Here is a 21,424-nt window from a genome sequence, read left to right as displayed (position 1 = left end):
ATTACTGCTATAGGGCAGCACTTAAAATTAGGGTAGGTTCCAGCTATTGATCACGATTTATGAACTTAAAATAATCTTATCATTTTAAGTTTCGAAAGTCAGGTCTAATTCCACAATTCTTAAAAAATTATATCATATTTTAGCATGCTAATTTCTATGGCTATGATCGATCAAAGTGACGTATTAAAACGTAATAATGTTACTGTAAAAGGAAATGGTAGTCAGCCGATTGTTTTTGCACATGGATATGGTTGTGATCAACTCATGTGGAGATTCGTTTATCCTGCATTTCTTGATGATTATAAAGTCATTCTATTTGATCATGTAGGTTCCGGAAATTCTGATGAATCCTATTATGATATACAGAAATATAATAGCCTGCAAGGTTATGCAGACGATATTCTGGAAATTTGTCATGCATTGGAACTGGAAAACGTTATCCTGGTTGGGCACTCAGTAAGTTCCATGATCGCTCTGCTGGCAGCTAATAAGAAACCTTCTTTGTTTTCGCATCTCGTTATGATTGGCCCATCTCCTTGCTATATCAATAAAGATGAATATAAGGGAGGATTTAGTCAGCAGGATATCGATGAATTATTAGAAACATTGGAAAGCAATTATCTGGGCTGGGCATCTACAATGGCGCCGGTTATTATGGGGACTCCAGAGTTAGGTGAAGAATTAACCAATAGTTTCTGTAGAACAAACCCGGAAATAGCAAAACACTTTGCGAAAGTCACTTTTCTTTCAGACAATCGCCAGGATCTCAATAAACTTAAAATTCCGACTTTAATAATTCAGTGTGTAGAGGATGCTATTGCGCCGCTCACGGTTGTGGAATATGTAAACCACAACATTTCGAGTAGTACCTTAGAATTGATCGATGCAACCGGGCACTGTCCAAACTTAAGTGCTCCGGAAGAAACGATCAGTGCTATAAAGAATTACCTGGAAAAAAAGGACTAGATGGAAGAGGGCAGTGAAAATAAACCTGAAATATTTGAATCTGCTGAAGATTTGTACCATGATGCACCTTGCGGCTATGTTTCTTTCAGAAATGATGGTACGATATACAATATAAATAAGACGCTACTGGGATGGCTTGGATTCGACAGAAATGAAATTCTGGGAAAGAAGAAGATTTATGAGCTTTTTAAAATGGGTGGAAGAATGTATTTCGAAACTCATTTTTTTCCCTTAATAAGGATTCAGGGTTTTGCAAATGAGATCAATTTCGAAATTCGAAAAAATGACGGATCTACCTTTCCAGCATTGATCAATGTCAAGGAGTTAAAAGGTCCTACAGTTCGTGAAAATCGCTACAGAGCTTCAGTTTTTGATATTTCTGATAGAAAAAAGTACGAACAGGAACTAATGAATGCTAAGCTGAAGGCTGAAAAACTGGCCCAGGTAAAAGCAGAGTTTCTTGCTACCATTAGTCATGAGATAAGAACACCCTTGAACGCCATTGTTGGAATAGGTGACCTTCTATCTAAAACATCCTTAGACCCTAAACAGAAAGAGTACGCTGATATACTCAGGTTATCTTCTGGGAATCTCCTGGGTTTGGTAAACAATATTCTGGACCTGAGTAAACTGGAAGCCAAGGCAGTACGATTAGAAAAGAAGGCATTTGCCATTCGCACTCTCATTAATAGTTTGATCCATACCTTTAAGCTGAAATGCGATGAGAAAGGTGTCGAACTAATTTCTGAAATAGATGATAAGATCCCAAATTATATCATTGGTGATCCAATTAAGCTTAGCCAGATACTTACAAATCTTTTAGGTAACGCGATTAAATTTACCTGTGAAGGTCATGTGAAGTTAATGGTGAAACTTAACCCATCATCTTCAGAAAAATCTGCTCTTAACTTTAAAGTAGTTGATACGGGTACTGGGATTCCAGAGGATAAGCTGCAAAGCATTTTTGATGAATTCTCACAGGCAAGTTATGATGTAAATCTAGAATATGGTGGTACAGGTCTTGGTCTCAGCATTTCGCAGCAACTTTTAAAGCTTCATGGCAGCCAGATTAAGGTAAAAAGCGTATTAGGAGAAGGATCTGAATTTAGCTTTGATATCACTTATGATAAGTACAGCAATTCATTAAATGAATTGGATGCTGATGACAGCATTCAAAGAAAAAAATTGGATTTAGCTAAATTACTGATCGTTGAAGATAATCCTGTCAATATTTTTGTTATTTCTGAGTATCTTAAGGAATGGAAGATCAATTTCGATACCGCTAAAAATGGTAAAAAAGCCATCGAAGCTGCGAAGAAAAAGCATTACGATGTTATTCTTATGGATCTTCATATGCCTGTCATTAACGGTTTTGAAGCATCCTCTACCATTAGAAACCTTAATCTTGAAAAACAACCTGTGATCCTGGCATTATCGGCTGCGAGCAGGGAGGCAATAGAATCTGAACTCGATCGTGCAGGAATAGATGATTTTATTTCCAAACCATTTGGTCCGGAGGATCTACATAAGCTTATCGCAAATTATATAGTTACCTCTTCAGAAATGGAAAAAATCAGCGATCCCGTACAGGATGAGATGGGAATTATCTCTTCGGAAGAAAATAAAGAAGCCTCTAAGAAATCTATAGACCTAAGCCGATTTGTAAACATGGCTAATAATAAACCGGAATTTCTACAGAAGTTTATCGTCAACACGTTAACAGCTTTTCAAGACTATTTGGAAGATTTCCAGAAAGCTGTAGATCTACGGGATTCCAATCGAATCTCCGAGCTTATTCATAAAAGTACCATGTCTGTATACTATATTCAGTCTGATATACTGGTAGAATTACTAAGAGACTGCCAGATATGTTTTGAAGATAAGAATGCAAATCCTGATAAAATAGAATCTGTCATTAAGCGAGCCATGGCAGAATTTCACCACGTAATAATCTCTTTAAAGCATACAGATGTAGACACTTTAATGCTCGAATAACAGATTGAGGTTAAGTGATATTTCCTACATTGTCGTATCAAAGCTAATCAACCTTCAATTCATTCTTATCCTTTTTAAATACCAAAGTTCTGTGCGGAAAGGGTATTTCCACTCCTTCGGCATCAAACCTTTTTTTAATACTCTCGTAAAGCTCACATTTCATGACAAAGGCTGAAGCGTAATCCCATGCCCACGCCCAGGCTCTGATAGTAATGGATGAATCCCCCAGGTTGGTGACTCTTACTATCACTAGAGGAACTCCGTTTCTAAGATCCTGATTGGATCTGTTATCAAAAAGATTGGGATGAGCCTCGCACTCTTCTTTCATGATCTTTTTTGCGAGATCGATATCACTGTCGTAAGAAATTCCAATTTCAATCCACTGGCAGATCTTCTTTTCATCTAGATCGTAGTTGGTCACTTTTTCTTTATTAATAATAGCATTTGGAATCACGATCATCTTATTCTGATAATTTCTTATGATCGTATGCCGAAGGGTGATGTCTGTTACGGTACCCACGAGATCCTCTGTAATTTTAATAACATCACCAACTCTAAAGGGTTTAAACGCAATTATAAATACCCCGCCAATCAGGTTTGCAAGTGCTTCCTGGGACGCCACACCTATCACCAGGGCCAGTATACCCGCACCACCTAGGGCAGTTTGAGCAATCCCTCTTAGGGCTGGAAAAGCCAGAGTTGCCAGGATAGCACCTATAAAATATACACCGAATACACTCAGGTACCTCAAAAACTTATAGCTGGTTGGATCACCGCCAGAAGCAGCTGTTTTCTTGATTGTTCGTGCAAATAAAGCTTCAACAATACTGGCTCCAATAATTGTGAAAATAAGTACGAAACCCACATAGAGTATAAGTTCGAAATTTTGTTTAGCTATATCGTATTTATCTTCCGAAATGAAGACAAGACTGAAAGCAATCAATCCCAATACAACCCATAGAATCTTTAAGATACGACCTACAAGGCTTATCCTGTGGTGCTCGTCATTTGGATATTTCTTTTTCGCTTTTCCAATTAACCAACGAATAAGATATTTGGTGGCAATGAGCAATAGTAAAACCAATCCCACAACTATAAGTCCGTAAATAATAGATTCGCGATACGTATTCCAGAAATTGATCATTGTTTTTTTATTACAGGGTATTAGTTAATCTCTTGCAATTTAGTGAAGACTGATTGGATAAAATAAATGTAAATATCAGGTTTATTTAGTGAAGGTGAAACTAGGTTTTTGATTTGTGTCTTCATTGAATCAGTATTTAGTGAAATAAGGTGCTTGAACATTAATTAATAAACCTAGTGTAATCTTTCAAATCATTGATAAATCCTAATTGTATTGTTTCAAGAGCAATTTCTATTAAGAGTTTCCTATAAGATTTAAAAAGGATAGATGTTATTCGTCAGTAAAATTTAACATATTTCCGAGGGTTAGTAAATGTGGTATTCTTAAGCAAAATCTTAAATAGTTAAAATTAATTTAACTTGTTAACATTTTTAAAGTTTATGTATTAGGTCTAGCCAAGAATTATAAAATATCTCTGATTAGCATTTTATCGGTGTAGCGATAAGGTGTTGTTTATTTTTAATAGGTCTCAGTTACCCTACTGGATTGAAAGTAATTACTAATTTAATCTCTGCCTATGAAAATTTTTACACAATTCAGATTGTGGGTATTATTACTATTTACTGTAGGAATTACCCAAAATTTGTATTATCAGGAAATTGCGAATAGTGTTGTCTAAGAAGAAAATGTAGATAATTCTTCAAATGCTATTCAATTAAATAATTCATCAGCCACGCTGAATTCGGATTCAGGTTTTATCTTGAACGCAGGAGCTGATGTTGGAATACTGGAACTTCAGTATCCAGGTGCACTCAACGCTTCCAGAACCACCTTTACCAGACTGGATTTTGATCCAACTATTCTCGACGCTCTCTTACAGGGTAGCCTGGGGGAACTTGTAGGCGATATAGTTGAATCGATAGTTTTTGGGAATGAATTAAAAAACAATTCATCTGTTGTAGGTATCTATCGTACCGACTCATTTCCTATTGCAGACGATTTCAGAATAGTTATAGATGAAAATGGTGATTTCTCTGCTGCGATAACAGCTCCAGATTCCTTTAATAGAATTAGAATCGAAGATCACACAAATGCTTTGCTGGGAATAGGATTTGAAAATAGCACAGAGGTTTTCTATTCATTATCAGAGCTTTTAGAAGAAACAGATTGTTATCAACCACATTTTACATCTGGTGATGCAGGAGGATTAAATCTTGACGTAATTCTTCTGAGACATTATATAATTCCAGAGACTTTTGCTCCAATATTGCTTCGGCCGCCTTTCGGGCAGCTTTCTCACACATAAGAGCACGCTCCAGAATTTCAACGTTTTTAGCTGACTGCATGCGGCTCCTTGTAAATTCTGAATCTCACCTGTGTACCATTCTCCTGAACCATTTCCAGTTCAATCCTGGAATTTTCGTGGTAATGTGCAAAGGTTTGTTCCATAAGCGCCTTGGCAAACATGTACATGGAACTATCTGAATAATACATCATTTCAAGAGAATTATCATCTTGCTGAATGATACGGAAGGTAGGAATCTCTGCTCCAGGATATAGTTTTCTAACTTCAACATGAATGTGATTTTCTATGGAAGCAAGCATTTCCAAAGGTCCACTATACAAGCTGAATATATTTGCATGGTTCTTCTCCAGAACTGCAAAAAATGTTTTTCCGTAGGCATATAAAAGATCATCAACGCCCAAACCAGTTTTTTCTGAATGTTTTAAGATAAGACTCTGCATTTCAATGAAGTCGTAGGTTCCAACCGAAGTATATATTCCTCCCGAAGCCAGGTTAGATTCAATGATGATCTGATCCAGAACTTCCAGACCAAACTCCTGTTCGACCATTTCCAGAAACTCAGTAAAAACAATTCGTTCATATTATACTTTAATTAGTTCGTTAATGCTCCAGTAATCCAGTAAGCTCTTGAGTTTATATAGATAATCATCATATTTGAGAGGTTTTAAGATATATCTTGCGATACCAATATTAAAACAATCTAATAAATCTTTCCGATTATTTGAAGTGGTAAGAATTATAGTAGGAATATATTTAAGTGTTTCATCCTGCTTCAAAATACTTAGAAATTCGATGCCATTCATTTTAGGCATATTCAAATGCAGTAATATTATTTCCGGTAGCCTATCCTTTTGTTTTAAAAATTCCAGCGCCTCTTCACCATCTATTGCATTATGAACCATCTCCAATTGTTCAAGGTAAGCCAGAGCCTCTTCAGGATCCTTTAATAATTTGGTATGGCGAACGGTAAGTTCTCTAACACCTGGATAATCCTGGGCATTCTGCATGAGAAATTCAAGATCTGTAGTAGCCTGAACAATACTGTCAAGAGCCCATAAATTCCGAACCCTTAAAATTCTGATATCATGATATTCCGGAGCAAGTTGTAATCCCCGGTTCGTGTATTGTAAAGACTGTTGATATTGCTTATTCTGGTAGAGTTCCAGTCCCTGGAAATAAAGACTATCTGTGTTCTTTTCGGTAATTTGCTGTGCGTTCATCTTCAAAAATGCAAAGAAGAACAGGAAAAGTAAAAGTGATCTATTCATAGAAGTTGATTTGGGCAAAACCGGGGTGAAGATAATCATATTAAGCGATTTGCGACAAGCCTGAACTAAAATTGTCCATGCTGCGTTGTAAAGCAGGCCAACGCAATAAATACGTATTTTTAATCAAATTCAATCTTATGAAACTGCTTTTCCATCTGACTTTTCTATTTCTTATCACTAATAATTTTCATGCTCAGTCTGAAGAAACGATCGAGTACAAAGATGGCAAACTTCACTACAGTACGTATGGGGCTGGAGACCCTGTTCTTATCATAAATGGTGGTCCTGGCATTAGTAGTGATGGTTTTGGAGAACTGGCACAATTGCTTTCAGAAGATAATCGAACTATCACTTACGATCAAAGAGGTACTGGAAATTCGAAAATTCTGTCTAATAACGATGCCGACTACACCATCGACCTTATGGTGGAAGATATTGAGGTTTTAAGAAAACACCTGGGATATGAGAACTGGATCGTACTTGGACATTCCTTTGGAGGAATGCTCGCTTATGCCTATGCGGCGAAATATCCTGAAAGAGTACGCGCGATGATACAGTCACACTCAGGTGGCATGGATCTAAGATTGAGAGATTACCCAAATCTTCAGGATAGATTGAGCAGATCCCAGCGCGATGAATTAAATCAATTGGTTATGAAAATAAGTTTTGGTGATACTCTGCGGGAGACTCGTTACCAACGGGCGAAACTAATGGCGATCGCTTATTTAAATGATTCCACCAGAACTTCAGAAGTAGCAGAAAGGCTTATGAATACAGATCGAGTAATCAATTCTCAGGTTTGGGCGAATATGAACCTCATTAATTTTGATGTTTCCGAAGAAATGAAAAAGTTTAATAAACCTGTTTTGATCCTGAACGGTGTAGATGAGATTGTTCATAAAGATATTGCGATCTATGCAGATAGTATTTTCCAAGATTCAAAATTGATCTTAATGGCAGACTGTGGTCATTATGGTTGGCTTGAAAAACCTGAAATTTATCTTAAAGAGGTTAAAGAATTTTTAAAGTCTAGTTAGAGAATCAGATGTTCCTCGGTTACTCTTAACTTTGAAAAAAAGATGATGATAGAAAGCATTAGTAATAAAATAGAATTGCATAACGGTTATAAAATGCCAGGTTTAGGTCTTGGTGTTTATAAAGCTGATAATGGAGAAGAGATAAATATGGCAATTAAAGCGGCCTTGGAAACTGGTTACAGATTGATAGATACCGCAACTTTTTATGGAAATGAAAAGGGAGTAGGCGAAGCAATCAGGAAAAGCGGTATTCCTAGAGAGGAGATCTTTATTACTTCCAAACTTTGGATAGAAGATCAGGGAATTGAAACCACACGTAAAGCTTTTGAAGAGACCCTGAAAAGAATGGAACTGGAATACCTTGATCTTTACCTTATTCACTGGCCAAAGCCTGGTAAATATCTGGAATCCTGGAAAGTTTTGCAGGAGCTGTACCAGGAAGGAAAAATTAGAGCTATTGGAGTTTGTAATTGTATGATCCATCACCTGGAGAGTATTAAAGAACTCGGAGGAGTGCAGCCAATGGTCTTGCAAAACGAATTTCATCCTAAGCTTATTCAGCAGAATATACTTGACTACTGCAAGAAAAATAAGATCCAGTTTCAGGCATGGTCACCACTTATGCGAGGAGAATTACTAGAGAATGAGCTTATTGGAACGATTGCTGAAAAATACGGAAAGTCTGAAGCACAAATAGTAATTCGCTGGGATCTGCAAAAGGGAGTGGCAACTATTCCGAAGAGCGTACATAAACAGCGAATTCAGGAAAATGCCGATGTCTTCGACTTTGAATTAACAGACGATGAGGTAGCTGAAATTAATGGTCTGGAAGATAATACGCGTACTGGAGCTCATCCAGATACTTTTATGGAAGAAATGGACCTTTAGTAAGGCTATTGTTTACTCGAAATTATTTTGAAATTTCTACAAAACCAGCTTATTTTTGCTAAGCAATCGAGATGTGGCGCAGTCTGGTAGCGTATACGCCTGGGGGGCGTGGGGTCGCAGGTTCAAATCCTGTCATCTCGACAAAAGAAACCGGCAACATTTGTGTTGTCGGTTTTTTTATGCTTCGGAATCATATGGGAACTACTATTAAGCAATATTTATATATTTGCGGCAGTTTAAGATTTTCATATACTAATTGACTAAGATTTCTGAATGCACCAATTAACTGTTATAGTTCCCTTATATAACGAAGAAGAGAACTTGCTCCGCGTTGAGCAGAAACTTGGAGAGTATGCAGAAAAATCCAGTGTTCCCACTCAAATATTACTGGTAAATGATGGGTCAACAGATCATAGTTTAAAAATGGTCAGGGAAATCTGTGAAAGATCTGAACATTTCGGTTACATATCTTTTACGAAAAACGCCGGTTTGAGTGCGGCGATCAAAGCTGGGATCGATCATGTATCCACAAGTCTTACTGGTTATATAGATTCTGATCTCCAAACAGATCCTGAAGACTTTGAAGTTCTGCTCAAGGAAATCAATAATTATCAATTAGTAAATGGCTACAGGAATCAGCGGAAGGATTCTTTTAAAAAGAACCTTTCTTCCACGGTAGCCAATAACGTCAGAAACTTTTTCACAAACGACGGGATGTTTGATACGGGTTGTCCACTAAAGATCATGCATACAGATTACGCTAAGCGAATTCCCTTTTTTAAAGGACTACACAGGTTTCTACCGGCAATGATCATGTTACAGGGAGGAAAAGTGATTCAGATCCCAATTCGCCATTATCCAAGAATAGCAGGAACTGCAAAGTTTGGATTGCGAAACAGGTTGATCAAACCTTTAATAGATTGCTTTGGATATTTATGGATGAAGCGAAACTATATACATTACGAAGTAGGAGAGAAGCTTTTAAAATAGATTATCTGCCGGTCTTACGCAATTTTTTGGGACCATACCAAAGCCAGAATCCGGTAATGGTAAATACTAGTAATGCAATTCCCATACTAACAGAATAGACCAATTTAAAATAGCCACCGGTGCCCAGGTAATCATCTACAATAGAACCATCATGGATATTTTCGATAACATCAGATCTTCTCTGGCCAATATTTAGTACTTCACCAGTAGTACCATCAAGTTGTATCTCGTGAATATGGTCTTTGAAAAGAAACTTTACAATACCTTTTTCCTTTCGAATATCCATCCTGTCAATATCGTGGGATAATAAAGATGAAACTGAATCCTTCAATGTTTGTTGTGCAATATTTTCCAGAACAGCTATAGATTTCCATTCTTCAAAATTTGAAGTTTGCCCGGTTTGGGTTTCTGGAAGAATATAGCCAGCAGTATTTTTCTTGGCTCCCAGAAGGATTCCGGAGATGGATACGATAAAAAAGAAAAAGAATAAAAAAGCACCCATAGTACGATGTATCTTTCTGAAAATTCTTAAGATCCGTGCTTGTCTAATTCTAGATTTCTGTTTATTCATAGGGGCTTCACCTTCCGACGAAAATAGGAAAATGTTTCAGAAAACTATCATACTACAACAAACTTGATAGCCAGGAAGACTGTTGACTACTTCCGAAGAAAACTTTATAACTGTAGCAGCATTCGTTATTAAGCTAAACTTCAGAAGAATGTAGAAATTGAATGCTAATTTCTCGGTTTGAAAGCAGGTTCAAAGCTTCTTTTTGATTCCGTAAACCTATGCTTGAATTGAAAGTATACAAGTGATCCAATTACAGGAAATAAAAAGATCATAAGGATTAATAATACCTGTAGGATGGGGGAACTGAACCTGGTTTTTAGAATATCCACAAGTGCCCAGATCCATAGAACGAGGGTTAGAATGATAAAAATGATGATGATAGTACTCCACATATAAAATCTCGTTTTTCTTATCAAAGATATTTACTCATTACAATTTAATAAAGGCTAATCAATTTGACCAGTTAAACTGTGACGGATCCTTTTTAAATTTTCTAAGATCTCTTTTAGAAAAATCCTGTGTAAAGATTTCCTGAGTCATCTCCATGGTATATTCTTTGCCAGAATCGATAGTTCCAGAATGATTTTTCGCATAGAAAACCGGCTTCAGGAATTTAAAATTTGCTTCATCCTGTTTCAATGCATTCTGGCGGTTTTTTTCGAATTTCTCACTATAAATGTAATTTATGGAAAAATCAAGTCGGTATTTCTGGTCTTCGAACTGCTGAGAATCGCCAAGATATTGGTTTGGATTTACCTCTTCTCCTGGAAGAACTTTTATCTCTTCCAATCTCTGGTAATTTGCATAGGTTCCATCCTTATGCTCAATAATAACGCTGTTTCTTACATCTTGGGAAATACTATCAGATTTTGAATTTCGTACTTCTACAACTACACCTTCCCTCATTGCGTGAACAGGAAAACTCTCACCTTTTGTGATTATATACCATATCCAGTTTCCTGGAAGCACCTCCTGGGTTTCGGCTGCATTTTTTTGCGTGGTCTCTACTATTCTGGCGGTTCCTGAAGTTTTCAGAGGTAACAAGTACTTAAAAGTTGAGTCCACTTCAGGATTTGGAATGCCCCGTATATAGGAGAAGGTATAGGAATAGCCTATTTCCTCTTCCCGATTAATTGGACGCAATACGGTAAGATTGCCATAGTCATGATCCAAGATCTGTTTGTGATCACCGTGGTTGGTGTTTTTAAGATCTGGAAACTCCAACTTTAGATAGTATGTACCCGGTTTATTCTTCCGGTAACTGAACTCGATACTTTTATCCCCTCTGCGCTCATGCATGATCTCGATATCCGGGAGTTGCGCATATGAGTTGGGTGCATAGAACATGAAACTCACAAAGATGCTTAGAAACAGGTATTTCCACGTCATAGGTTAAAAAACTTTCTCAGATTGATCTGGATTTAGAATTGCTGAATTTATAGATTTATTAGATTTTTTCAACAGAACTAGTTCGATTTTTCTTTTACAAAGATCAGGCAATGCTGCCAGGGTAGATTCTCAATATTCTGCTCTAGTCTAAAACCGGAAGCTTCAAATTCTTTTACCGCCTGTTTTTCGCTCATTTTATGAATTTCCTTGATTGGAATGTTCGCATCCTCAGCTTTATACTCGATCAGATAGATCTTACCATCAGAAATCAGAGATTTATGCATGGATTCTATCATTTCCTTCGGAAAATTAAATTCATGATAGACATCCACCAGCAATATTTTTGAAACTGAATTCCCATCCAGGTTAATACTTTTTTCTGAACCCTGAATGGTTTGAATATTATTTACTTGTTGTTCTGACTGCTTTACTGAAATCGCCTGAAGCATTTCCGGCTGTATATCTATGGCATAAATAAAACCTTCGGTAGCCAATTTCGCCATTTTAAAAGCATGATAACCACTGCCGGCACCAACATCAGCGATCGTATCACCAGGCTGGATATTCATGTTCTTCAGCAACTGACTTGTATTTTCCTCTTTTTCGCGATCAGATCTTTCCAGCCAGTTTATTCCCTGGTAACCCATGACATGCGCGATCTCTCTACCCATATACCACTTTCCAATTCCGTTTGGATCGCCGTCTTTAAAAGTATAGGTTTTCTCGTCTGTGTTATCTTTTATTGTCTGTCCGCATGCGGTCATTGTTAATGCAAGCAGTAATAACATGAACAAATTGTAATGATTTTTCATAGCCTCTTTTGTCTAAAGTTACGATTTAATGCTTTTTCTGAAATTTCAGTACGAGCAAGGCTTAATTTACAAAAGTTCTAAGTGAGATAACCGTACGAATTTAAGCCATCCAGATCTTCAATTTTCCGAAGATTACCATATTCCATTAGCATGATTCGATCTGATAGTGAAATTACATTGCGGTAATCATGATCTGTAATGATGATGCCTTTATGTTCTTTTCTCTCCTGGATAAGTTTCGAAATTACTTCTCTGCTGGTAGGACTGAGTCCATTAAAAGGTTCATCCAGCAATAGAAACCTGGATTCAGAAAAAAGTAAAAGCAGAACTTCCAGGGTTCTTCTTTGTCCAAAACTTAAATGGCCTACTCGTTCTCGCAATAACGGCTTCACTATAGGTAATTCCAGAACTATTCGGCTATACTCGCCGCTAAGAAATAAATTGATAGTACTCTTTACACTGATACTTTTAATTAAAAAACTATCCTGCGGTAAATACTTAATATCACGAATCGTTCTTGAGCCTGTATAAACCTTTTCGTCTATTCTAAGAAACCGGCTGTCGGCCGTTAATGACCCAAACATGATCTTCAGTAGCGTTGATTTCCCACTTCCGTTTCTTCCCAGCAAACCAACCACTTCTCCAGTTGAACACTGTAGGTAAACATCGTTCAGGATCTTTTGACCACCATAAGTCTTTTGTACACTATCCAGTTCAAGTTTACTCAAAAAGCTGCGATATAAGAATCATTAAAACCGAAATAAGAATTGTACTCAAAAAGAGCTGAACTCTGGAGATTCCGTTATTTAAATAAAAAAATAGTTCTTTAGGAGGTTTGATGCTATAAACACTGAGGTGAATCAAAACACTGGTAAGAAAGTAGAAGAATCCAAAATTTGAAAATTCAGAAGTTAGAGCGGCAATCAGTAGAGAGATAGGCAAGGCTGTGAAAATAATATTTCTCTGGAAAAGCAAAAAGTTCAAAAGGATTCTCATTAATTATATTCTGGAATTACATTTAGCTGTACTCAGGATTTTCAAAATTCCAGCGCTTACCATCTTCCCAGCCTTCCGCCGAATTTCCATAAGCAGGATAACCGCCTTGTTTTTTGAGAGTGGACGCTAAATGCATTAAATTATAGGTCATGAAAGTAGTATTCTTATTAGTAAAATTACTTCCAAAACCAGCTGGTGGATCAAGTTTATCGTCTTTCCACTCGGTATCACCGTAACTTGGCCCAGGCCCCACTTCACCTATCCAGCCTGCATCGGCCTGAGGAGGAATGCTAAAACCAACATGTTGCATAGAGTAAAGAATCCCCATCGCACAATGTTTGATTCCATCTTCATTCCCGGTGATAAGCGTGCCTGCAACTTTACCGTAAAAGACATACTGACCTTTATCGTTTTGAACACCACTCATGGCATATAATCTTTCGATAAGTTTCTGCGCAATGGAAGATTTTTCTCCAAGCCAGATAGGAGTTCCAAGAACTAAGATATCGGCAGCCATGATCTTATCATAAATAGCTGGCCATTCATCCTTATCCCAACCGTGTTCTTTCATATCGGGATACACACCAGTAGCAATATCATGATCGATAAACCTTATTTCTTCCACTTCCACATTTTCCCGCCGCATGATCTCTGCAGAAAGTTCTATCAATTTAGAAGTATGGCTCTCCTCTGGAGATTTTTTCAGAGTACAATTAATATAGATACAGCGTAGATTACTGAAGTCTGGTTTACTCATGATTCAATACTTTTATTAAACTTCCTTCAATTTAGTAAAAATTATAAAGTTTATAATACGCATTGCAGTACACTGTTACTTACTCCCTTTTTTTAGCTGAATCTTTATAATTCCATTGACTTCCTCATCTGTATATTTTGCGATAGAATCCTGATCTTTCAAAACATCAATTTTAGCAATGGTTTCCGGATCCATATTTTTAAGCATCGAGCTATGTGTGGCTTTTCCATCAATTAGATACAAAACATCCTCTTTCGCCAGGTAATTTTTATTGCTTAGGGTCTCCTGAAAAGATTTGGTTTTGATCATGAGCACTCCATTCAGTCCTTGTTTACGAAATTTGTCCTCGACATCTTCCTGATTTTTCTTGATAACGGCATAAGAGGTTATTTCGAATTTTGAAATGTTAAGTGTATCCAAAGCCTCGGTTGTTAGAAGTTGTTCATTTAAAATGATGACAGGATCCTTCGTAATTTCTTCTTTTTGAACCAGATCTGCGATTAGTTCATGTAGATAATCATCCTGGTTTTCTTTTTCTGAAATTTCCTGTGCATTTAAGCTAAGTGTAAGTAGTAATAATAGGCTTGCTAAGAATTTCTTCATTGGTATTTTCTCTAAATTTTTTATAGCTGAAATATAAGATATATGGTCCAGATAGCTGGCTATTTATAATTACTGTTTTCTGAAGTCAGGAAATCTAAGTGATTATAGTAGATCGGTAGCTGCAGATTCTACGATGCTGAATCTTTGATCTAATTTATACTTTAAAAAGAGCATGATCAAAACGGAAATAATCGAAGATATAACCATCAATTTATATTGATGTTGGAGATCCCGGGCAGCATTAAGTTTTATTTCAGCTAATACCTGCTCAAGCTCTTCTGAAGTGTAATTTCTGAATTTGACACCATCCAAACGTATACGATCACTATTTATGGGGTCCCGAAGGTCTTCCTTGAATTTAGGTTTCTGGGAGTACAGTAATGATCTATTATGTTCGTGTAAACTTTTGGGACCTCGCTCTACAGACATGCCTTGTGATTTTCGTAAAACATTCATTTTCAATGAAGTTCAAGTTAGTAAATTATTTGTAATTCAGCCAATTGAAGTTTTTATGCACAATAACTGGTTTTCACGATTTCAAATGGAAACTGCTCAGTATCTTGCATGTTTAAAATTTTCCGAAGACATGGAACAGGAAAGAGTAGATAATTTAGAAGTAGAAATTTTATCTGATAACTGGTTTACGCTTAATAAGGTGAATTTTGACTTCCGAAGAAATGACGGTATTTGGGAAAATCAAAGTAGAGAAGCTTATGATCGCGGAAATGGCGCCGCGATTCTTTTATACAATTTAGAAAATGAAAGTGTAATTCTTACCAAGCAGTTTAGAATGCCTACGTTTTTGAACGGTAACCCTTCAGGGATGATGATCGAAGTCTGTGCGGGATTATTGGAAATGGATAATGCTGAAGATTGTATTCGAAGAGAAACGCAGGAGGAAACCGGGTATGAGATTTCCAATTTCGAAAAGGTTTTTGAAGCTTATATGTCTCCTGGTTCGGTGACCGAGATTGTACATTTCTTTATTGCTGAATATCATGAAGACATGAAAATAGGCGAGGGTGGAGGTGTCGCTGAAGAACAGGAGGACATTGAAGTCCTGGAACTTAAGTTTTCTGATGCGTTGAAAATGATTAAATCGGGAGAAATTAAGGATGGTAAATCGATCATGCTATTACAGCATTTACACTTGAAATTATTGCAGGCAAATAGATAAATCTTAGTCGCGCTTCTCTAATATTTTTAGAATTCGGCCATAAACAATTTCAGAAATACTCCAGGTATAGCCATCAAAATTTGCGGTATTAACGAACTGGATCACTACCGTATCGATATTTTTATGATATTTTGCAATACTCTGGTAACCAGGAATTAATCCGGTATGATCGTATTTATAGATGGAAGAATAGATATCATTCTCCTCTTTGGTAAGGATTTCACCAGTGTTCAGCGCTTTTATAAAGATTCCCACATCCTGCGCTGTAGCGATCATCGAATGGTAATTAGTAGACTTGATATCTTCTTCAACTCCAACATAATAACCGCTCATTAGTTTATCCAGATCAATCTCATTCAGGCTGAAAAAAGTATTTTTAAGCTTCAGGGGTTTAAGGATTTTTTTCTCTATCACCTGTTCTTTGGAATTATTGGTCACCTTCTCCATGAGTAAACCTAATAGGAAATAATTCGAATTTGAATAGGCATAATCTGTTCCCGGTGCAAAACTGGCTGGTTTGTCAAGGAATAGTTCCAGGGTTTGTTCTTCATTTTCCGGCGGATGCATCCAGAAGTTCGGGACATCAGTAAAATTCGGGATACCACTACGATGCTGGACAAGCATTCGAACGCTGATATTTTCAGCATGTTCGATTCGGCCGGCAAACTCAGGAAAGTATTCAAGGATACTTTTATCCAGAGATATAAGGTCTTCGGCTACCAGTTTCGTAATTGCGACCGCATCATACAGTTTACCAATACTCGCAATTTTAAAATAAGCTTCGGGATAAGCTCTAATCATGCGGTCGCGGTCATGCCATCCGGCTGTATAATATTCTGCTGGGTGATCTCCCTGCTGAATATATACTATAGTGCCATCAAAACCATGCTCGATACCTTCGTTTAATTGTTCCTGCACGCTGTCCGGTAATGGCAGTATCCACGCCCAGATGAGTATCCATGGAACAAAATAAAGCGATATCACCGTACCAGCTAAAAGTATGGTTCGAATAACAATTTTACTTTTGGTAGCAGGCATTAGGTGTGTAGTTATCTATTTATCTTCTTCCAAAAATAACTTAAAATGAACTTTTAAAATTACCAATGATGTTCCAAATTTTTTAACTGATAGTCAAGATATGTATCTAAAACTTTATTTCGCCGACTTCCTTTCTTCAAGCAGTTTCTCAATCTCTGGCAAATTCTTATAATATTCTTCAAGTTTCCAGCCCATTTGAAATGATTGTTGCAAATAAGTTTCCATGGAAGGTAAGCCAACTTCAGCACGTAGTTTGTCTACTCCTTCAGGATTTTGAAGAGGCTGTACATATTTTTTACCGGTATTGGAATCGATAAAAATCTGACTACCATAAATTTGTTTTTTACCTTCACGTAGGGCCATTCGATCTTTTAAGAGAGCCAGGTTCGCGGGGAATGTTTTGTTGTCCTGCACTGCTTTTTCAATTACCGGAAGATATTCCTTTTGAGTTTGCAAATCGGCATGCTGAATCACCAGGAAAATAGTTTGATTCCCTTGCATGTTGAGATCATCTGGCCATCCGTTCTGAAGTATACTTTCAACCTTTTCCAGATTTACAGAGTCCTGGGTTTTCATTTGCTGAGCCAGTTCCTTCGTTTCATCTGAATTCATTTTCCCTTCCTGCTGAAGTTTTATGAGCTCGAATCTTATATCCTGGTCTGTCTTCCAGATCGAGTCCAGTTGAGTCTGAATGTTTTGTGGTTGATTTTGTGATGTGACAATACTACTTGCTAAAAGCATAGCAAGGCTTACAATAATTTTGATCATGAATTATATTTTTCCATGGTGTATTATTACAACGAATTAAACATTAGTTTGTTACAGCTTTTTTCCGAAAAAATAATTTTAATCTAAGTCCTTCAGATAAAGTACTCGTAATCAAATATCTGTGGTTGTCTTTCTTTAAAAGGAAAATTTTACAGAAGCCCTAATTTGAATTGGCTTCTGTAAAAAAATACCATAACGGTTAGAACTACGTTATCATGCCTTTAAAGTATCATTTTTCGAATAGTTCTTCAATAACAATAAACATTTTCGTAGAAATTCTAAGTTTAATTAAGTAAAGGCCAGACGCCGCTCCATTTAATAATTGCCAGAATTAGTGCGAGAATTCCCAGCGTAATAAGGAAAACTCCCTGCCAGTAAAACGTTCTTATACCCCAGAATTTCCATAGCCTTTTATCCTCAGCTGGGTTCCCTCGAACATCTTTAAAGAAGAATTTATGTACAATATATGCGATAATTATAAATGCGATGATGGTTGATATCCAGAAAAGAAGCATCTTGTATTTTAGTTATTTAGGGAGTGAAGATAGATCATTAAATAACATACTATACTAATTGATGGTAGAATTAAATTCCAAACTTTTATTCACACTTTTCTAGTTGATCTTATAATCCAGAGGAAGAAGTTCTGAAATTCGTTTTTCAGACATTATTCCTTTTAGAAGTATGGCTTCTGGTGGCGACGGATTTCCAAATTGATCTATGGTAAACGTATTTTTTGAAACGATGGCAGACTGCTCCGTTTTATCGTAGAGAATGCTCAATTCATCCTTAAGTAATTCTATTTTTCGATTTTTTCCTTCCTCGCTAATGTTGAAAAATTTGTAGGTAGGCACTTGGAAACGTTTATGATAGATCGCGAAGTTATTTTCTTCCAGTTTATGTTTGTAAAGTGAGCGCATAAAATGAAGTGATGAACCATAGTAACTACGATCTCTGTTTCTCAATACCTTTCTGCCGGTTTTCTTTTTTAATGACTGAAAGTAGGCTGAACCGGCAAAATAAGTGGAGTAGGGTAGAAGTAGACCGCCATTCATCTGGAATCCCAGCTCAAAGTCGGCAAGGCTGTAACTAATGGCATACCCTAAATATTCGTTATGTATGATTAAAGGCTCAATTGCGGTAGCTTTCATAGTTTTTTCTGAAGGGGAATATCTAAGCTTAATTGCGTCCTCATTTATAATCTTACAGTTGTACATCGCGTAGTTCCTTCCCAGAAATTCTTTTCTGAAGTGCCGAAGTTTTCGCGATCTGCTCCATGGGTCTGTTTCAAGGTAAACAGTTTCCAGCTCTTCACGTTTAAAAGGTAAGTAGTATTTTGAATCTACAGGATTTTTTAATATTTCTGAAGCATCTAATACAAGCGCTTCGTAACCAAGAGAAGTAATTATTAGTGCGGAATTATTATCCATAAAGGAGATGTCAAAATCCCCATCCTGATTTGAAGAAACCCCAATACTGGTTCCATCAAAGTATATGGAAGCACCTATGATTGCGGTTGAATCTTCGGCACTAAGAACGGTTCCAGATATTTTATTCTGGGAATTGACCGTTGCGGCAGTCATAAGCAATAGAACACAAATAATATTTAAGAATCTACTTCGGAAGAAAAATTTGACCATATATAATCGTAATAACGCTCTAATATAAAATATTTAAATTTCAGAAAAGAAAAAGCCATCCGGAAATGAATGGCTTTTGTATAGAACTGTTTGAAATGTTATTGAACCAGATGTTCGAATTTAGCATATTCAAACTGGATAATTTCAGGATCCGCTGCTATAAACTCATCCAAAGCTTCCTGATAATCATCAGTGTCCTCGAGCACTATCCCGTTTCTCTGATTCTTGAAGGTGGAAAATAATTTGACTTCGAACCAAACTTTATCCAGTATTTCCATCTCATGATCACTTACCAGGTTAGAGCCGCTTAGAATATCGTTCATCCGTTTTTCTGCGATCTTGTTCACTTGCTCAATCGCTGTAACATGCGTTGGCATATTTCGTAACGCGCCAACGACTATAAGATTTTTCCCGTAATGAATTTTATTTACGTACTGATCTCCATATTTAAGAGCAAATAAGTCGGGATTTTCAAGCCGTTCTGCATCAATAGCTAACCTTTCGTCTCTACTAACGTCAATTATTGCAGTATTTCCTTCATTTTCTTTATAACCAAGGATTAAAACCTGGTCTTCAGTATAAGGATATTGTTCAATAATAGATTGATACATCTCAAAATTAACTGCGTGCTGCACTGCAAATTTTGAAGCTGGTGGGTGCAAACCTGCATACTTTCTGTAACCAATCACATCATCTTTAGGATTTGCATTGAATTGCCAGACAGGACTATGTTTAAAAGACGTTCCTATTGTTAAGTAGCCGGTTTGAGGTTCATTGAAAGAATTGGCCTTTGGAGCATGGTTACTAGTTAAAATACCTGAACCAAAATCATCCTGATCATTAAATTGCTGTTCCAGAATCACTTCAGAATTTTTGGTGATTTTCACGTTTTTTGTACCTGTTTCCAGATCATGGGAAGTAATACTTTTATCCAGGCCATTCGTACTTATAAATTCAATGGAAGTGATTTCTCCATTTGTGTAAGTGTGTATCGAAGTTCCTAGTTCGCTGTAGACGATTTTTTCTGAAACTAAACCATTCTCATACGCCGTTTCAAACCATACATCGCCCTCAGGAGTATAGTACCTGGACCATAGAGGTCGGTTTTGTTCATCTCTTCTCACCTCCATATATAATTCCCGATCCTGATAGAAGTTATATACTTTAGCCGATTTGATGAATCCGTTTTCATGATACGTGACCTCATGTATAGGCAGGTCTTCTGAATCTACATGTTTTGCTTCTTTGATCCAGCCGTTGTCATACTGACTCAGGATTTTTAGATGATCGTCAGATTTGATGGAATAATCGATTGATGGAGCACTATCGTCTGAAGTGCAGGATGAAAATAGAACTGCAACTGCTAAAAGCAGAGACAGGTAAAATTTGTGATGCATTGATGTAATTTTTGATGTTTGTCAAATTTAGAAATTCTATTTGGATATCAAAATAGAATTAACCTTCACACTTCAGCACTATTAACGGTGCATAGGAACAATAGAAAACATTCAGTACGCTGGATTCAAGGTCTTAACGCAACAAAGCGTAGTTTAAAGGTTAGGTATTCAAATATAATTTTTTTCGTTCAAGATCCATCATTTCCTGTGGGGTTTTAAACCCCAGAATTTTACGAGGTCTGTTATTGAGTTTATCCTGTATAATCTTCAATCGTTTTTGATCAATGGTATTAAAATTTGTTCCTTTTGGAAGGTATCTTCTGATGAGTCCATTGGTGTTTTCATTGGTGCCTCTTTCCCAGGAAGAATAGGGGTGAGCGAAGTAGATTTGCATTCCTGTTTTTTGTGTAATTTTTTTATGTGCAGCCATTTCAACTCCGTTGTCGTAAGTCATCGTTTTCTTAAAAACTGGATCTATTTGATTCAAGGTTTTGGAGAATTTTTTACTGACGTGATTAGCCTTTTTATGATCTAATTTTATAATTAAAGTGTATCTGAACTTGCGTTCTACAATAGTTCCTATGACACTTTTGTGATTGGCTTCTACCATAAGATCACCTTCCCAGTGTCCGCTTTCTTCTCGAAGGTTAATATGTGCTGGTCGCTGATCAATGCTGACCTGATCGATAATTCTGCTTCCTTTTCTTCTTCGTCTAATCCTTGATTTTCTTCGTCCGGTTCC

At 36.8% G+C, this 21,424-nt stretch carries 23 protein-coding genes, 1 tRNA gene and 1 pseudogene; 8 read left to right on the top strand and 17 right to left on the bottom strand.

The genetic code is table 11. The annotated features are described in order from the left end of the window. Positions 1-162: 162 nt before the first annotated feature. Together ACSHZO_RS14265 and ACSHZO_RS14260 are read left to right on the top strand one after the other, a co-directional pair. Positions 163-966 (top strand): alpha/beta fold hydrolase, encoded by an 804-nt coding sequence (locus ACSHZO_RS14265; protein ID WP_298248162.1) that lies wholly within the window; start codon positions 163-165, stop codon positions 964-966. After that, positions 967-2,961, top strand: coding sequence for a PAS domain-containing hybrid sensor histidine kinase/response regulator (locus ACSHZO_RS14260; RefSeq protein WP_298248163.1), 1,995 nt, complete (start codon positions 967-969; stop codon positions 2,959-2,961). Between the two features lie 43 nt (positions 2,962-3,004). Here ACSHZO_RS14260 and ACSHZO_RS14255 read toward each other — a convergent pair whose 3' ends face one another. Next, a complete protein-coding gene (locus ACSHZO_RS14255) occupies positions 3,005-4,105 on the bottom strand; it encodes a mechanosensitive ion channel family protein (protein ID WP_298248164.1) in 1,101 nt (366 codons plus the stop codon). Between the two features lie 700 nt (positions 4,106-4,805). Between ACSHZO_RS14255 and ACSHZO_RS14250 the strand changes: the two genes are divergently transcribed. Further along, on the top strand, positions 4,806-5,351 hold the full coding sequence (locus ACSHZO_RS14250; protein ID WP_298248165.1) for a hypothetical protein: 546 nt from the start codon (positions 4,806-4,808) through the stop codon (positions 5,349-5,351). A 26-nt stretch (positions 5,352-5,377) separates the two neighbouring features. Here the strand turns inward: ACSHZO_RS14250 and ACSHZO_RS14245 are convergent, their stop codons facing one another. Further along, on the bottom strand, positions 5,378-5,923 hold the full coding sequence (locus tag ACSHZO_RS14245) for a heme NO-binding domain-containing protein (protein WP_298248184.1): 546 nt from the start codon (positions 5,921-5,923) through the stop codon (positions 5,378-5,380). A 9-nt stretch (positions 5,924-5,932) separates the two neighbouring features. Next, positions 5,933-6,268: pseudogene (locus ACSHZO_RS14240) on the bottom strand (response regulator); the annotation flags it as partial. A gap of 488 nt (positions 6,269-6,756) precedes the next feature. Here ACSHZO_RS14240 and ACSHZO_RS14235 point away from each other — a divergent pair. The 4 genes from ACSHZO_RS14235 to ACSHZO_RS14220 all read left to right on the top strand — a co-directional run bounded on the left by ACSHZO_RS14235 (position 6,757) and on the right by ACSHZO_RS14220 (position 9,534). Continuing rightward, positions 6,757-7,656, top strand: a complete 900-nt coding sequence (locus tag ACSHZO_RS14235) for an alpha/beta fold hydrolase (RefSeq protein WP_298248166.1) — start codon at positions 6,757-6,759, stop codon at positions 7,654-7,656. Positions 7,657-7,698: 42 nt separating this feature from the next. Continuing rightward, positions 7,699-8,544, top strand: coding sequence for an aldo/keto reductase (locus tag ACSHZO_RS14230; protein WP_298248167.1), 846 nt, complete (start codon positions 7,699-7,701; stop codon positions 8,542-8,544). A 67-nt stretch (positions 8,545-8,611) separates the two neighbouring features. Next, a tRNA-Pro gene (locus tag ACSHZO_RS14225) sits at positions 8,612-8,685 on the top strand. 132 nt (positions 8,686-8,817) lie between these two features. Then, on the top strand, positions 8,818-9,534 hold the full coding sequence (locus ACSHZO_RS14220) for a glycosyltransferase (RefSeq protein ID WP_298248168.1): 717 nt from the start codon (positions 8,818-8,820) through the stop codon (positions 9,532-9,534). 1 nt (position 9,535) lies between these two features. Here the strand turns inward: ACSHZO_RS14220 and ACSHZO_RS14215 are convergent, their stop codons facing one another. From ACSHZO_RS14215 to ACSHZO_RS14180, 8 genes are all read right to left on the bottom strand, one after another. Beyond that, entirely contained in the window at positions 9,536-10,105 is a 570-nt protein-coding gene (locus ACSHZO_RS14215) for a PepSY domain-containing protein (RefSeq protein ID WP_298248169.1), read from the bottom strand. A 164-nt stretch (positions 10,106-10,269) separates the two neighbouring features. Next, positions 10,270-10,497 carry a PLDc N-terminal domain-containing protein gene (locus ACSHZO_RS14210; protein WP_366878340.1) on the bottom strand — a complete coding sequence of 76 codons (228 nt, stop codon included), beginning with the start codon at positions 10,495-10,497 and terminating at the stop codon, positions 10,270-10,272. 58 nt (positions 10,498-10,555) lie between these two features. Beyond that, positions 10,556-11,494, bottom strand: coding sequence for a M23 family metallopeptidase (locus ACSHZO_RS14205; RefSeq protein WP_298248170.1), 939 nt, complete (start codon positions 11,492-11,494; stop codon positions 10,556-10,558). Positions 11,495-11,571: 77 nt separating this feature from the next. Next, complete coding sequence (locus tag ACSHZO_RS14200; RefSeq protein ID WP_298248171.1) at positions 11,572-12,306, bottom strand: class I SAM-dependent methyltransferase; 735 nt, start codon at positions 12,304-12,306, stop codon at positions 11,572-11,574. Positions 12,307-12,383: 77 nt separating this feature from the next. After that, positions 12,384-13,034 (bottom strand): ATP-binding cassette domain-containing protein, encoded by a 651-nt coding sequence (locus ACSHZO_RS14195; protein ID WP_298248172.1) that lies wholly within the window; start codon positions 13,032-13,034, stop codon positions 12,384-12,386. A 290-nt stretch (positions 13,035-13,324) separates the two neighbouring features. Continuing rightward, positions 13,325-14,059: a flavodoxin family protein gene (locus tag ACSHZO_RS14190; protein ID WP_298248173.1), complete on the bottom strand. Its 735-nt coding sequence runs from the start codon at positions 14,057-14,059 to the stop codon at positions 13,325-13,327. A gap of 75 nt (positions 14,060-14,134) precedes the next feature. Further along, positions 14,135-14,662, bottom strand: coding sequence for a hypothetical protein (locus ACSHZO_RS14185; protein WP_298248174.1), 528 nt, complete (start codon positions 14,660-14,662; stop codon positions 14,135-14,137). A 102-nt stretch (positions 14,663-14,764) separates the two neighbouring features. Then, the gene (locus ACSHZO_RS14180; RefSeq protein ID WP_298248175.1) at positions 14,765-15,118 is read right to left on the bottom strand and encodes a hypothetical protein; all 354 of its coding nucleotides are present in this window, start codon (positions 15,116-15,118) and stop codon (positions 14,765-14,767) included. A 130-nt stretch (positions 15,119-15,248) separates the two neighbouring features. On the opposite strand from ACSHZO_RS14180, the gene nudK reads away from it, so the two are divergent. Continuing rightward, positions 15,249-15,839 (top strand): GDP-mannose pyrophosphatase NudK, encoded by a 591-nt coding sequence (gene nudK, locus ACSHZO_RS14175; RefSeq protein ID WP_298248185.1) that lies wholly within the window; start codon positions 15,249-15,251, stop codon positions 15,837-15,839. 3 nt (positions 15,840-15,842) lie between these two features. Here nudK and ACSHZO_RS14170 read toward each other — a convergent pair whose 3' ends face one another. The 6 genes from ACSHZO_RS14170 to ACSHZO_RS14145 all read right to left on the bottom strand — a co-directional run. Then, positions 15,843-16,877 (bottom strand): serine hydrolase domain-containing protein, encoded by a 1,035-nt coding sequence (locus ACSHZO_RS14170; RefSeq protein WP_298248176.1) that lies wholly within the window; start codon positions 16,875-16,877, stop codon positions 15,843-15,845. Positions 16,878-16,991: 114 nt separating this feature from the next. Then, entirely contained in the window at positions 16,992-17,645 is a 654-nt protein-coding gene (locus ACSHZO_RS14165; protein ID WP_298248177.1) for a DUF6624 domain-containing protein, read from the bottom strand. 284 nt (positions 17,646-17,929) lie between these two features. Next, entirely contained in the window at positions 17,930-18,160 is a 231-nt protein-coding gene (locus ACSHZO_RS14160) for a hypothetical protein (protein WP_298248178.1), read from the bottom strand. Positions 18,161-18,259: 99 nt separating this feature from the next. Next, positions 18,260-19,285 (bottom strand): carboxypeptidase-like regulatory domain-containing protein, encoded by a 1,026-nt coding sequence (locus ACSHZO_RS14155; RefSeq protein WP_298248179.1) that lies wholly within the window; start codon positions 19,283-19,285, stop codon positions 18,260-18,262. A gap of 98 nt (positions 19,286-19,383) precedes the next feature. Then, the gene (locus ACSHZO_RS14150) at positions 19,384-20,682 is read right to left on the bottom strand and encodes a hypothetical protein (RefSeq protein ID WP_298248180.1); all 1,299 of its coding nucleotides are present in this window, start codon (positions 20,680-20,682) and stop codon (positions 19,384-19,386) included. A gap of 160 nt (positions 20,683-20,842) precedes the next feature. Next, the coding region (locus ACSHZO_RS14145; RefSeq protein WP_298248181.1) for an IS30 family transposase at positions 20,843-21,424 on the bottom strand (582 nt) is incomplete at its 5' end.

It is taken from the genome of Christiangramia sp. 3-2217-3z (genome assembly GCF_051195275.1).
In the GTDB taxonomy this organism is placed as follows: Bacteria; Bacteroidota; Bacteroidia; order Flavobacteriales; family Flavobacteriaceae; genus Christiangramia; species Christiangramia marina.
Note: the sequence above shows the minus strand (reverse complement) of the source record. Positions and strands in the feature narration are given on the sequence as shown.